The 12,572-nt window shown below is 72.7% G+C and carries 12 protein-coding genes and 1 pseudogene; 12 read left to right on the forward strand and 1 reads right to left on the reverse strand.

Going from position 1 to position 12,572, the window contains the following annotated elements; genetic code table 11:
- Window positions 1–30 precede the first annotated feature (30 nt).
- From ACFY15_RS30200 to ACFY15_RS30235, 8 genes and pseudogenes are all read left to right on the forward strand, one after another.
- Window positions 31–843 (forward strand): phosphatase PAP2 family protein, encoded by an 813-nt coding sequence (locus ACFY15_RS30200; RefSeq protein ID WP_390690026.1) that lies wholly within the window; start codon window positions 31–33, stop codon window positions 841–843.
- Between the two features lie 106 nt (window positions 844–949).
- The gene (locus ACFY15_RS30205) at window positions 950–1,153 is read left to right on the forward strand and encodes a CsbD family protein (protein ID WP_390690027.1); all 204 of its coding nucleotides are present in this window, start codon (window positions 950–952) and stop codon (window positions 1,151–1,153) included.
- A 233-nt stretch (window positions 1,154–1,386) separates the two neighbouring features.
- A complete protein-coding gene (locus ACFY15_RS30210; protein WP_390690028.1) occupies window positions 1,387–1,743 on the forward strand; it encodes a PRC-barrel domain-containing protein in 357 nt (118 codons plus the stop codon).
- A gap of 21 nt (window positions 1,744–1,764) precedes the next feature.
- The gene (locus ACFY15_RS30215; RefSeq protein ID WP_390690029.1) at window positions 1,765–1,926 is read left to right on the forward strand and encodes a hypothetical protein; all 162 of its coding nucleotides are present in this window, start codon (window positions 1,765–1,767) and stop codon (window positions 1,924–1,926) included.
- Between the two features lie 56 nt (window positions 1,927–1,982).
- Window positions 1,983–2,090, forward strand: a pseudogene (locus tag ACFY15_RS30220) (DUF5937 family protein); the annotation flags it as partial.
- A 193-nt stretch (window positions 2,091–2,283) separates the two neighbouring features.
- Window positions 2,284–3,375: a polyprenyl synthetase family protein gene (locus ACFY15_RS30225; protein WP_390826427.1), complete on the forward strand. Its 1,092-nt coding sequence runs from the start codon at window positions 2,284–2,286 to the stop codon at window positions 3,373–3,375.
- Window positions 3,376–3,759: 384 nt separating this feature from the next.
- The gene (locus ACFY15_RS30230; protein WP_390690031.1) at window positions 3,760–4,866 is read left to right on the forward strand and encodes a protein kinase family protein; all 1,107 of its coding nucleotides are present in this window, start codon (window positions 3,760–3,762) and stop codon (window positions 4,864–4,866) included.
- 243 nt (window positions 4,867–5,109) lie between these two features.
- Window positions 5,110–5,874 carry a class I SAM-dependent methyltransferase gene (locus tag ACFY15_RS30235; RefSeq protein ID WP_390690130.1) on the forward strand — a complete coding sequence of 255 codons (765 nt, stop codon included), beginning with the start codon at window positions 5,110–5,112 and terminating at the stop codon, window positions 5,872–5,874.
- Window positions 5,875–6,016: 142 nt separating this feature from the next.
- Here the strand turns inward: ACFY15_RS30235 and ACFY15_RS30240 are convergent, their stop codons facing one another.
- The gene (locus ACFY15_RS30240; RefSeq protein WP_390690032.1) at window positions 6,017–6,439 is read right to left on the reverse strand and encodes a winged helix-turn-helix transcriptional regulator; all 423 of its coding nucleotides are present in this window, start codon (window positions 6,437–6,439) and stop codon (window positions 6,017–6,019) included.
- A gap of 85 nt (window positions 6,440–6,524) precedes the next feature.
- On the opposite strand from ACFY15_RS30240, the gene ACFY15_RS30245 reads away from it, so the two are divergent.
- From ACFY15_RS30245 to ACFY15_RS30260, 4 genes are all read left to right on the forward strand, one after another.
- The gene (locus ACFY15_RS30245) at window positions 6,525–7,340 is read left to right on the forward strand and encodes an NAD(P)H-binding protein (RefSeq protein ID WP_390826428.1); all 816 of its coding nucleotides are present in this window, start codon (window positions 6,525–6,527) and stop codon (window positions 7,338–7,340) included.
- Between the two features lie 374 nt (window positions 7,341–7,714).
- On the forward strand, window positions 7,715–9,184 hold the full coding sequence (locus tag ACFY15_RS30250) for an RICIN domain-containing protein (RefSeq protein WP_390690034.1): 1,470 nt from the start codon (window positions 7,715–7,717) through the stop codon (window positions 9,182–9,184).
- A gap of 267 nt (window positions 9,185–9,451) precedes the next feature.
- Window positions 9,452–11,674 (forward strand): helix-turn-helix domain-containing protein, encoded by a 2,223-nt coding sequence (locus ACFY15_RS30255; protein WP_390690035.1) that lies wholly within the window; start codon window positions 9,452–9,454, stop codon window positions 11,672–11,674.
- A 78-nt stretch (window positions 11,675–11,752) separates the two neighbouring features.
- On the forward strand, window positions 11,753–12,220 hold the full coding sequence (locus ACFY15_RS30260) for a DUF2809 domain-containing protein (RefSeq protein WP_390690036.1): 468 nt from the start codon (window positions 11,753–11,755) through the stop codon (window positions 12,218–12,220).
- Window positions 12,221–12,572 lie beyond the last annotated feature (352 nt).

Raw genomic sequence — 12,572 nt, forward strand, 5'->3', positions numbered from 1 at the left:
CGGACGACCCGTGAAAGGAGCTCCCCGACCATGCCCCGACCGCCCCGACCCTCTGCGCCGCGGCGCGCGCTCACCGTACGCCTTCCCGACCGCTCCGGGCCCGACGCCCGGTTCGGTGCACGGCTGCTGACGACCGTGGCCGTCACCGCCCTGGTGTCCGTGCCGTTCGCGCTGGCCCTCGTCCTGGTGGAGTCGCGGTGGGAGCCGCTGCTCCGGTTGGATCGGGGCACGGCCGAGCGGCTGCACACTGCGGCGCTGGAGCATCCCGCGTGGGTGCGGCTGCTCGACTTCCTGACGCACGTGGTGTGGGATCCGGTGACCTTGCGGCTGCTCGTGGCGGCCCTCGTCGTGTGGCTCCTCATCCGGCGCGCCGTACGGCTGGCGCTGTGGGCGGCCGTCACCGCCACGGCCGGCGGGCTGCTCGGCCTGCTCGTGAAGGACGTCGTCGCCCGGGCTCGGCCGCACCTGCCCGACCCGGTCTCCCACGCGCCCGGATTTTCCTTCCCCTCCGGGCACGCCATGACGGCCACCACCTCCTGCGCGGTGCTGCTCCTGGCCCTGCTGCCGCTGGTGCCCCGCCGGTGGCGCCCGCTGGCGTGGACGACGGCCCTGGTCTCGGTGGTGGGCGTCGGATACACACGGGTGGCACTCGGCGTGCACTGGGTGAGCGACGTGGTGGGCGGCTGGCTCCTCGGCCTGGTCGTGGTGACGGCGACGACCCTGGCGTTCGAAGCCTGGCGGGCGGATGCCGGACGGCCTCCCACCACGCCCGCCCAGGGGCTGGAGCCGGAGATCCGCGCCGAGCACCCCGAGCCACCGGTGGGTGCGCCGGAGCGCTCCTGAACGTCGTCCCCTTGGGCCGTCTGCTCTCGCCTCGACGCGCGAATCCTCCCGATCTCGCCTAGCTTGTCCAGCGACCGACCGTTTTTCGGAAAGGAAGTGTTTCCTCATGGCGGAAAAGGCCAAGGGAAAGATGGAGCAGGCCAAGGGCAAGGCCAAGGAAGTCGCGGGCAAGGCGACCGGCAGCGAGCGGATGCAGGCCGAGGGCAAGACGGATCAACTCAAGGGCAAGGCCCGTGAGACCGCGGGCAAGGCCGAGGAACAGGCCCGCGGGATCAAGGACTCCCTGCGCGACCGCCGCCAGGAACCCTGAACCGGTCTCGTACCTACGACGGGCCTGCGACAGGTGCCCGGCACGCGCTGCCGGGCACCTGTCGGCCGTAGGAGGCGGCCGAGAACTGCTCCTCGTGAGGTTGAGGATCGTGTTGATCTTCAAGGGATGGTGTGAGCGCCCACCGGACGGGTAGCCGCCAGGTCCGACCCGGCACGACAAGGTGCGTGAAGACCTGCGACGACGCGTGTGACCGCAGAGGAAGCGGAGAGTCGATGTTCGAAGCGAGTGACATCCGGGAGTGGCGCGGCCACGAGGTGGTCGACTCCGACGGCAGCAAGATCGGCACGATGGAGTCGGTGTACGTCGACACGGCCACCGACCAGCCGACCTTCGCCACCATCACCGTCGGCCTGCCGACCCGCCGCCGCCTGGTGTTCGTACCCCTGGCCGGAGCAACGGTCGGGCCGGGCTACCTGAAGGTCGCGTACTCCCGGAAGGCGGTCAAGTCCTCCCCCTCGATGGGCACCGACGACGTTCTGGCAGCCGAGGACGAACCGCCGCTCTTCGCCCACTACAAGCTGACCCACGAGCCGGGATCGGGCGGCGAGCGGCGCCTGGCCCGCCGCTGACCACTCCCACGGGAGGACCCGATGGCCCTGTTCCTGCTCCTGCTCCTCGTCGCCGTCGTACTCGGTTTCGTCGGAGCACTCGCCGAAGGCCTGTTCTACCTCCTCCTCATCGGCGTGGCCGTGCTGATCGTCGACGTCGTCATCCTCGCCATCCGACTCCGCCGCAGCCACCTGGTCCGCTAGGGCCGAGAGCGCGCACCGGCCCCCTTCGAAGGGGGCCGGCGCCGTGGGGAACGGGGGTGACGCACGCCCACGGCAACGGCGTCACCTTCATCCCCAGCGTCTTCGGCCGCCCCCACCTCGCGGTGGTCCATGCCCGCGGCCGGCAGCCGGTGGTCCAGTACCCGGTGACCGAGCCGGGCTCGTCGCGCCCCCGGGCGCCCTGTCGAGCGGTGGACGGTGCGCGACCGGCTCACACGGCTGCTGGATCACCGGGAGCCCGGCGCCGTTCACGACCGAGCCGGCTCCGCCGTCTCGACGTGGACCCGGCCGGATCCGCAGCGGAAGCGCCCGGTGCGCGGCACGTGGCAGGCTGGGCCGGTGAACGACGCCCTCACCGCCGCCTGGCGGCGCGCGGCCGGCCATCAGCGCCGGTTCGACGCCCGCTTCGCCGCCTACCTCGATTCCCTGACCGACCCCGCGGGCAGCAGCCTGGAGATACCGCGGCAGGGCGCCTTCCCCGCCCGCGCCCTCCAACTGGTGCGTGAGCTGTCGCTGCGCGGCGGCAAGCGGCTGCGCGTGATCCTGCTCCGCGAAGCCGCGGCCCTGGTCACCGACGAGGACGTGCCCGGACTGGACGAGGCCGCCATCAGCATCGAGCTGCTGCAGACCCACGGCCTGATCCACGACGACATCATCGACGACGCACCCACTCGCCGCGGCGGCCCCTCCACCTACTACGCGTACCGCCAGGACTTCCCGGACCGGCCCGACACCGCGCTCGCCCTTGCCATCCTCGCCGGCGACCTCGCCGCCTTCCTCGCCGGCCGTGTCCTGCTCACCGGCACACTGCCACCCGACCGCGCCCTGGCCATGGCCGCCGTCCACGCCGACACCGCGGCCGCCACCGTGGGAGGCCAACTCATCGACCTCGAACGCGACTTCCACCCCGCGCCCGACACCGGGCTCCTGCACGAGGTCACCGAGTACAAGTCCACCCGCTACTCCGTCCTCGCCCCACTCCGTCTGGGCCTGCTCGCCGCCGGTGCCGACCTCTCCCCGTACGACGGCGAACTGCGCCGCTACGCCACCGCCCTGGGCATCGCCAACCAGATCCACGACGACCGGCTCGACCTGTTCGGAGACCCGGAGTCCCTCGGCAAACCCGTCGGCTCCGACATCCGCTCCGGTCGCCGCAGCTACGCCGTCCGCGCCCTTCTGGCCGTCTGCGACGCGAACGAACGCAAGCTGCTGAACGATGCCCTGGGTGCCCCCGCCTGTGACGACGTCACCCTCGACCGCATCCGCGGCATCGCGCGAGCGCACGGCATCGACCGGCAGCTAGGGGCTGACGCCGACCGGTACGCAGGCGAGGCCGCGGCCCAGGCCGCGACGTGGCGGGAGCGCTGGCGGCCGGACGCCGTGGCGTTCTTCGAGCACATGCCGGCCTGGAGCGTCACCCGCGACCGATAGCTCGACGGGGCCGGCCTGCCGGGCGCGCCGCTCCTCCCGTCCCCACGACCGGCGGGCGAAGCGGTCGAGGGCGCCCAGCACGTGCAGGGATGTTCCGTGAGCCGCGCGTACGCGGCGACGACGTCCCCGTCGCGCGCCGTGCCGGGGGCGCCCGCCAGGAGCCCGGCCCGGGGCCGCGCGCCCCGCTCGTCACCATGGGCCCGGCGATGTGGGGAACCGCCCGGCACCCCAGAGCACCGATACCCTGGGACCGGGCCGGCCGGAGAAGGCCCGCGCCGCGTTCCTGAACCCTGCCGGACGGAAGCCGACGGCGTTCGAGCTGGTCCGCGGTGACAGCGCGGACCGGCGCCGTGGCCGCTCAGCGAGGGAGGGGGGAGGGGACGCATGATCGCCGACGTCCCGCGTGGGGGCACCGAGGAGCCGTTGACGCGCCGCTCCGATTCCCGGCACGCCGCGCGTCTGGCCGCCTACGGGACGGTGTCGACGCGTCTGGCGCTGCTGAGCGACCGGCGGCTCGGTGACCTGGTGGCGTCCGCGTGTCCGGCCGGCTCCGGCATCGGAGGCAGGTCTGCGGAGCTGGACGTCCACGGGACACGGGTCTTCGTCAAGAGGGTGCCGCTGACGGACCTCGAGATCCAGCCGGAGAACGTACGGTCCACGGCGAACCTCTTCGGCCTGCCGGCGTTCTACCAGTACGGAGTGGGCTCGGCGGGGTTCGGTGCCTGGCGGGAGCTCGCGGTTCACACCATGACCAGCAACTGGGTCCTGGCGGGGGAGTACGAGGGATTCCCCCTCATGTACCACTGGCGTGTCGTGCCCGATTCCCCGCCCGAGGACTTCATGGACGAGTTCGGGGGAGTGGAAGGAGCGGTCGCCCACTGGGAAGGCTCCCGGGCCGTTCGCGAACGGTTGGAGGCCATCGGCCGGTCCTCCCACAGCCTGGTGCTCTTCCTCGAGCACGTGCCGCAGACGCTCGGCGCGTGGCTGCACGAGCAGCGGAAGAACGCTGCGCCGACCGCCCCCGCCTCCCCCTACTCCTGGGCGGAGGACGCCTTGGCTCGCGGAGCGGCGTTCATGAGCGCCCGCGGCCTCGTGCACTTCGACGCCCACTTCCGCAACGTCCTGACCGACGGCCGGCTGATCTACTTCGCCGACTTCGGACTGGCCCTGAGCTCGGGCTTCGAGCTCTCAGCGGCCGAGGGGCGGTTCCTCTCGGACCACCTCGCGTACGACCGCCACTACACCGCGGGCCACCTGCTCCGCCACCACCTCGTGGACCGCCTCCGCGGCGACAGGGAGACCGACGTCTTCCTGGAGGAGTGGATCGCCGGCCGAAGGCCCGAGGGGGTGGCGCCGGAGATCGCGGCGATCATCGAACGGCACGCCCGGACCGCCGTGATCCTGGACGCCTTCCACCGCAGGCTGCTCAGGGAGAGCAAGCGGACGCCCTTTCCGGCGGCCGAGCTCGACCGCGCCGTGGCCGCCGGGTGACCGCGCACCCTGCCAAGGCCCTGAGGAGGCTCTGGACGGGGACGGGCCGTTCCGGCGGGACCGGCCCGTCCCGAGACGCCCGCACTTCGGCCGGCGGCCACCTGCGGCAGGGGCCGCAGGGCTGTCGGCCTGCCCCGGCTTCAGCGCGCGGCCGGCGGCGCGGCGGGGCTGCGATGTCGCCCGGTCGGTACTAGCGTCTGGGGAGTGACGGGAACCCAGGCCGACCACACGTGGTCGGAGTCGATGCCGGCGGTGTACGAGCAGTACCTGGTGCCGGTGGTCTTCCGGCCCTTCGCCGAGGACCTGACCGCGCGGGCAGCGGCCCTCCGCCCCCGGCGCGTCCTCGAACTGGCAGCCGGGACGGGTGTGCTGACGTCGATGCTCCTTGCGATGACGCCGCCGCCGGCCGAGGTGACGGCCACCGACCTGAACGGTGCGATGGTCGACCTCGGGTCCGCCCGTGCTCCGGGGGCGGTCTGGCGGCAGGCCGACGCACAGCGGCTCCCCTTCCCGGACGAGGCCTTCGACCTGGTGGTCTGCCAGTTCGGCGTCATGTTCTTTCCCGACCGGGTAGCGGCCTTCGGTGAGGTCCGGCGGGTCCTGGCCCCGGGCGGCCGGTTCCTGTTCAACACGTGGGGTCCGATCGAGGAGCACGCCTTCGAAGTCGCCCTGCAGGCAGGCCTGGAGCGGGCCTTCCCGGTCGACCCGCCGCGGTTCTTCCCGACGGTTCCGCACGGCTACGCCGACCCGGCCGCTGCGGTGGCGGACCTGACGGCCGCGGGGTTCGTCGTCGAGGAGCAGCACGCAGTCACTCTCCAGGGCCGGGCCGAGTCGATCGCCGATCTGGTCACCGGGTACCTCACGGGTACGCCGGTGCGCGCGGCCGTGGAGGAGCGCGGCGGTGGGCCTGCCGTCCGGGAGACCGTCCTCGCGGAGATGACGGCCCGCCTCGGCCCCGGGCCGGTCACCGCGCCGATGGCGGCCCACGTCTTCCGCGCCGCAGCCTGACCCAGGGCCGGGGCCCGGGCCCGGGCCCTACGAGGGGTAGCACCAGATCACGGCCGTGGGCCTGTACTTCGTTCAGGAGCGTGCCCCGCCCGTTGGTGCCCCGGCGGGTTGTTGTGGGTCGTGACGTGGTTGATGTTCACGCTCATCGGATCTCGTTGTCGGGATGGCGAGCGTCGTACGCCTCGCGGGCATGGGCGATGGTGCTCCGGTGTTCGAGCGACCAGTCGGCCAGGGCCTTGACGAGGTGGGTCAGGCTTGCGCCGGTCCCGGTGAGCCGGTAGTCGACCTGGGCAGGCACGGTCGGGTAGACGGTCCGCAGTACCAGCCCGTCGCGTTCCAGCCGGCGCACGGTGAGCGTCAGCATCCGCTGGGAGATTCCGTCGATGGCGCGCTGAAGCTGGCGAAAGCGCCGCGCCCCCTGCGTGAGTTCGACGATCACGAGGACCGACCACTTGTCGCCCACGCGGTCGAGCACGTCGCGGATCCCGCAATCGGGGTGGTCCGGCTGCCCGCACGGTTCCAGCTCTGCGGGTCCAGCGGTTACATCGGTGTGCGTCACTGACAAGAGACTGCCTCCTTGTGGGCCGACCGCGGCCGGTTCAGGATCGCCGTAGTTACTGAAGAGAACCACGGCAGGAGATCGAACCGCAATGATCATGGTGACCGGCGCGAACGGACAGCTCGCCTCCCTTGTGCTCCAGGAGCTGGCCGACCGGAAGGTGCCCGCCGTGGGCGGCAGCCGGACGCCCACCGACGGGCAGCGCCACCTGGACTTCGACGACTCCGCCAGCCTGGACCTCACCGGTGTCTCGACACTGGTCCTGGTCTCGGCCGGCTATGCCGAGGACGACCAGGTCATCGCTCGTCACCGGGCCCTTCTCGACGCTGCGGTCCGAGACGGTGTCGCGCACGTGATCTACACCAGCCTGACCGGCGCCGGGGATCACCTCGGGTTCGCGCTCGCCCACCGCGCCACCGAGGACCTGGTCAAGGCCGGCGGCCTCCGGTGGACGATCCTGCGCAACGGGCTCTACGCCGAGCTCTTCGGGGCGTTGTTGACGTGGACACACGAGGGCCTGGAGTCGGCTTTCGGCGATGGCGCTCTCTCCGCGGTGGCTCGGGCGGACCTGGCCGCAGCCGCTGCCATCGTCGCCGGCCACCCGAGCGCGCACGTCGACAAGACCTACGACCTGGTCGGCGAACCGATCACCGCCGGCGATGTCGCCGTACGTCTCGGCGTCGCCCACCGAACGATCGGGCTCGGCGAGTACCGCGCCCGGCTCCTCGCGGACGACGCTCTGCTGCCGTTCCAGCCGCCGATGCTCGCCTCGATCGCCACCGGCGTCCGCCACGGGTTCCTCGGCAACTCCAGCCCCGACCTCGTGCGACTGCTCGACCGACCGCTGACCGACGCGCCGGCCGTTGCGGCGGACACGGCGGCCGCGATGCGTCCCGGCGCACGCTGACGCGGATGGTTTCGGGTCCGGAGTCCACTGCCGCATCGTGAGGTTCGGCCGGCAGAGACGCTCACCGGCAGGACCTGGTCGGCAGAACCAAGCCTCTGCAACACCCTTCGGCCGGTCCGCCCCGTCCTCACCGGCACAAGTACGCCGGGCCGTACTTCTGCCGGTGGAATTGCCTGGTCGGCTCCCTCCCGCCGCGGTTCGCTGGTGGCGACCCGGAGGGGGCCGACCAGCCCCAGCCGGGCCGGTCCGTCGCTCACCTCCACACCCCCTCGTGCGCGGCTGCGCGACGGACCGGGGGGAACCTACAGACTCCAGGTCGCCCGCGCACCGCGCCCGCGGATGCCGGCGACCGCTTTCCACCAGGGAAATTCACCATGAGAACCAGTCGTGCCGTGCCCCGTCCGGGCTCCGGCCGCCGTGCCCGCCTGCTGCGCCTGTTCGCGCTGCCGGCGCTCCCGCTCCTCGTCCTCGCCTCGATGCTGACGGCGCCGACGGGCGCGGTCGCGGCGGACACCGGCAAGTACGGCTCTGCGCGCTACGACCAGTGGTCCTGGGTGACCTCGCACAACGCGTTCGCCGACGACTGGTCTCAGCTCCCGCTCCCGCCGAACCAGTCCCAGTCCATCAAGGAACAGCTCGAGGGCGGGGTGCGCGGGCTGATGCTCGACACCTACGACCCCAACGGCTCCGGTCCCGTCGGGCTGTGCCATACCAGCCGGGTCACCTGTTACGAGGACTTCAAGTCCGCGCTGCTGACCGTCATCAACTTCCTGCAGAAGAACCCGCAGGAGGTGGTGACGCTCTTCCTGGAGAACTACGCCAGCCGGCCGACGCTCACCAGGGACCTCACTGCCATGCTGGATGCCAAGGGCGCCGGCAAGCTGCTGTTCGACCAGAACAAGTACGGCATCTTCAGCAACAACTGGCCCCGGCTGCGCGACATGGTCGCCGACAACCAGCGCCTGGTGATCTTCCAGGACAGCTGGGACGACGTGGCCGTCGGGTCCGGAACCCTGATGAACACGTGGTCGCACACGGTGGAGAACAAGTACGGCTACGGCACGGGCAACGCCCCGTCGGGCTGCGCGGTTCGGGACCACAGCCAGCCGCTGACCACGAAGGTCATGCCGGGCACGACCAACCTGACGCCGCTGTTCACGATGAACCAGTTCAACTCCGACGCGATCAACCCGCAGGACCTCGCCGCGGGCCACAACGGCAACGCCCTCAAAAGGCGCGTCGAGACGTGCCGAGGCGTCACCGGCCGGGCCCCGAACTTCGTGGCGGTCAACTTCTACGAGAAGAGCGACACCCCGGGCGTCAACCCCGTTTCGGTGGTCGAGGGGCTCAACAAGGACGCCTATGTCTATCCGCCGGACCCGGCCGTGTGGCTGGTCAACGGGAAGCAGTACCGCAGCACCTACGGCTCCAACCGCTGCATGGTGCGCGGTGACGAGTTCACGGACGGCAGCGGCGGCCTGGTGACGCAGCGCGCCTGCGCCGACCCGGTGCCCAGCAGCCACCAGTGGACGGCCACCAAGCCGGACTACGACGGCAAGGGCTACTACTGGCTCAAGGCCGGCAACGGCACCTGCCTGACCATCCCCTACAACAACGGCACGCCGCCCGGTGACGGCACGCAGCTCTTCTGGTGGCCCTGCGAGACCAAGTCGTTCTCCGGCAGCCAGCTGTGGAACGTCATCCCCGTGAACCTCGGGGCCCAGGGGCAGGATCGCGGCTACTACTTCATCAACCAGTGGACCGGCAAGTGCCTGACGCTGGACCCCTCGACGTCGACCGCGAAGGCCGGCAAGGTCACCCAGGCCTCCTGCCCCTCGCACTGACGACCGGCGACAGCGACGACCGGCAGGAACACGATCAACGGACCCGGTCCGGCACCGCATGCAGCGGTGCCGGACCGGGTCTTCGCGTTGCGGCGACGGGTGCTCGACGGCACCCGATGACGGCCCGGGGCAGCCCCGCGGCGGACCGGGAGCCAGGAACCACCCCGCTGGGTGCAGCGTTTCACCCGCAAAAGTAGAGTCGTGCATACTTTTGCAGGCGAGGTACGGCGTTTCGGCTGGGCCGCACTGACCAGGGGATTTCCACACATGGACACCGGCACACCGGCCACCAGCAGCTTCGCCGCGCTCCTGCACGGTCTGCGGACGAGGGCCGGGCTGAGCCAGGAAGAGCTGGCGCATGCGGCGGGCGTGAGCGTGCGGGCGCTGTCGTACATGGAGCGCGGACGGTCCCGGGGACCGCAGCGCCGCACCGTGCAGGCATTGGCCGCAGCCCTGGGCCTGGACGCGGCCGGCGCCCGGGAGCTGGAGCACACCGCGAGCCTGGGGCGCCCCCGCCGGGCCCCCGGGACGGACGCCGCGCCACCCGCCGCCGTACCGGATGCCGCTGTGCGGGCCGGCGCGCCCGACCTGCTGCCGCGCGCGCCGCGCGGCTTCCACGGACGTATGGCCGAGCTCGCCGCTCTGTCCCGGGCCGCCGCGGGCGAGGCTCCCGTCTGCCTGGTCATCGGGCCCGCCGGGGTCGGGAAGACGGCCCTTGTGCTGCACTGGGCCCACCACGGCCGTGCCGGATTCCCCGACGGGCGGCTCTACGCCGACCTGCGCGGCTTCGGCGACACTGGCGAGCCCGCCCTCATGGAGGTGCTGCGCGAGTTCCTCCTGGCGCTCGGCGTGCCGCACGAGCGGATACCGGAGTCGGTGAACGGCGCCGCCGCGCTGTTCCGGTCGCTCGCCGCCGAACGCCGGCTCCTCGTGGTACTCGACAACGCGCGCGACTCCGAGCAGGTCAGGCCGCTCCTGCCGGGAGGCAGGCACTGCGCCACCCTCGTCACCAGCCGGCACCGGCTGCCGGGGCTGATCGTCACCGACACCGCCACGCCCGTCGCCGTCGACGTGCTCGGGCCGGAGGACGGCACGGTGCTCCTCGCCGGGGTACTCGGCACGGAACGCGTACACGCGGAGCCGGCGGCCGCGCGACGGCTCGCCGAGTTGTGCGGCGGGTTGCCGCTGGCTCTGCGGGTGGCGGCTGCCCGCCTGGCGCAACGGCCCTCCTGGTCACTGGACGCGATGGCCGCCGAGCTGTCCGACGAGACGCGCCGGCTGAGCCTGCTGGACGTGGAGGACACCGGCGTGCGCGCGGCGCTGCGGCTGACGCTGCAACAGCTCCCACGGGAAGCCTCCGGTCTGTTCGCCCATCTCGGCCGCCACCCCGGCACGCATGTCGACCGGTACGCGGCGGCGTCCCTCGCGGACACGGATCCGGCAGCCGCCGAGACCTCCCTGGAGCGGCTGGCCGTCGCGCACCTCGTCACCGAGTCGGCGCCCGGCCGATGGACGATGCACGACCTCGTACGCCTCTACGCGCGCAGCCTCGCCGCCGGGCCCGATGCTCTCAAGCGCGTGCTCGACCACTACATCGCCACGGCCCTCGCGGCCGTGGCGGCGGCCGAGCCCGGCAACGAGGACTGCTTCCCGCTGCCGGCGGACTACCTGCCGCCCGTCGCCGTGCGCGAGTTCGCCGACCGGTCCGCCGCCGTGGCCTGGTACGCCGCCGAGAGGGACGACCTCACGCAGGCGGCGGCCGCGGCGCACGCCGCCGGACTGCACGACCGGACCTGGCGGATCGTCATGACGCTCTGGCCGCTGATGGTGTGGCGGGTACGGGACGGCTGGGTCCCCCTGCTGGAGACCGGGCTCGAGGCGGCCCGCGCCGACGCGGACGAGTACGGTGAGTCGCGGGTGCTGAACGTGCTCGGCTGGGTCCTGACCGAGGAAGGACGCATCCCGGAGGCGCTCACTCACCTGCGGGCCGCCTCCACACTCGCCTCCCGGGCAGGTGACGCGGTGGGCGAGGCGAACGCCCTGATCGTCCTGGCCCTGGCACAGGCCGCGCTCGGCGGCCTGGACGAGGCCGCGGAGGGATGCCGGCGGGCGGTCGGGCTGGCCCGCAAGGCCGGCGACCGGACCATCGAGCGGCTGGCCATGCAGCATCTCGCCCGGCATTGGGCCGACGCGGGGAGATGGCGCCAGGCCCTCGACACGGCGGACGATGCGCTGGCCTTCGAGGACCGGTCGGGCACGGCCGACGTGACCCGGATCCTGCTCCTCATGGTGCGGGGAGAAGCGCTGCTGGGCCTCGGGGAGGAGGCCGAGGGCATCGCGCAACTCGACCTGGCGGCCCGGGAAGCGGAGTCGTCCGGCAACGAGGACGGCGCGGTACGGGCGCTCGGCGCCCTGTTGCGGGTGTCGCCGGACGCGGCGCTCCAGGCACGCTACGACGCGGCGGTCGAACGGCTCACGAAGCGGAGGTGAACCCGTTGCCCACGGCCGGCCCGGCGTATGCCCCGGGCCCCGGACGGGCCCGGCCCGGGCATCCGGCACCATGATCGGATGGCCTCCGCACCCACGCACCCCGACCGTGAGATCACGGACCCCGCCGCACCGGACCCCGCCCCCGCCCGGCCGGCCCGCACCCGCGCGGCGGCGGTGGCGGCGGCCGCGCTGACCGTCGGCGCGGGGCTGGGGCTCAGGGCGGTGGCGGCGGGGGACGTGGCCAAGTACGGCGGCGACGCGCTGTACACCGTCCTGCTCCTGACGCTCGTCGTCACGGCCGCCCCGCGGCTGTCGCCCGTGCGGGCCGCCGCCATCGCGCTCGCCGCCAGCTGGGCGGTCGAGTTCCTCCAGCTCGGTCCGGTGCCCGCGGAGCTCTCCCGGCGCAGCACCCTCGCCCGTCTCGTGCTCGGCTCCACCTTCAACGCGCCCGACCTGGCCTGGTACGCGGTCGGCGCCGCCGCGGGCTGGCTGGTCCACTCCGCGCTGCGGCGGGCCCGGCGCGGCACCCGCACCGGGTCGTGCTGAGGGCGTTTCCTCGGGATCGTCTCGCCGACCGGATGAAGATGGCGGCGGCGAGGCGGAGTCCGGCCTGGCGGACGGCGGCGGATCGCCCGGGACGCAGGCGCCTCATGGGACGCGAAGGACGCACACGCACAGGGCGGTGAGGTCTGACTCTCGGCCGCGCCGCAGGACCGGTGGGAGGACGCGGGCGAAGGCTAACCGGCAGACCAGCGCCCTCAGCCGGCGTGCCGACGACGGAGACCTGCCGGGGAGGTGGCCGTCGGGAGGGCCGATCGCGGCCGGGCCGGTCCGGTCCTGAGTGCGCGCGTGCCGGGCGGTGGAGGCAGCGGTTCCCTCCTCTCCTATCATCTGATCA

It is taken from the genome of Streptomyces sp. NPDC001373 (assembly GCF_042895815.1).
Lineage (GTDB): Bacteria > Actinomycetota > Actinomycetes > Streptomycetales > Streptomycetaceae > Streptomyces.

What these genes read in the sequence shown, in the direction of transcription:
- ACFY15_RS30200 (WP_390690026.1), top strand. Translation starts at nt 31, where the DNA reads ATGCCCCGACCGCCCCGACCCTCTGCGCCGCGGCGCGCGCTCACCGTA.
- ACFY15_RS30205 (WP_390690027.1), top strand. Translation starts at nt 950, where the DNA reads ATGGCGGAAAAGGCCAAGGGAAAGATGGAGCAGGCCAAGGGCAAGGCC.
- ACFY15_RS30210 (WP_390690028.1), top strand. Translation starts at nt 1,387, where the DNA reads ATGTTCGAAGCGAGTGACATCCGGGAGTGGCGCGGCCACGAGGTGGTC.
- ACFY15_RS30215 (WP_390690029.1), top strand. Translation starts at nt 1,765, where the DNA reads ATGGCCCTGTTCCTGCTCCTGCTCCTCGTCGCCGTCGTACTCGGTTTC.
- ACFY15_RS30230 (WP_390690031.1), top strand. Translation starts at nt 3,760, where the DNA reads ATGATCGCCGACGTCCCGCGTGGGGGCACCGAGGAGCCGTTGACGCGC.
- ACFY15_RS30235 (WP_390690130.1), top strand. Translation starts at nt 5,110, where the DNA reads ATGCCGGCGGTGTACGAGCAGTACCTGGTGCCGGTGGTCTTCCGGCCC.
- ACFY15_RS30245 (WP_390826428.1), top strand. Translation starts at nt 6,525, where the DNA reads ATGATCATGGTGACCGGCGCGAACGGACAGCTCGCCTCCCTTGTGCTC.
- ACFY15_RS30250 (WP_390690034.1), top strand. Translation starts at nt 7,715, where the DNA reads ATGAGAACCAGTCGTGCCGTGCCCCGTCCGGGCTCCGGCCGCCGTGCC.
- ACFY15_RS30255 (WP_390690035.1), top strand. Translation starts at nt 9,452, where the DNA reads ATGGACACCGGCACACCGGCCACCAGCAGCTTCGCCGCGCTCCTGCAC.
- ACFY15_RS30260 (WP_390690036.1), top strand. Translation starts at nt 11,753, where the DNA reads ATGGCCTCCGCACCCACGCACCCCGACCGTGAGATCACGGACCCCGCC.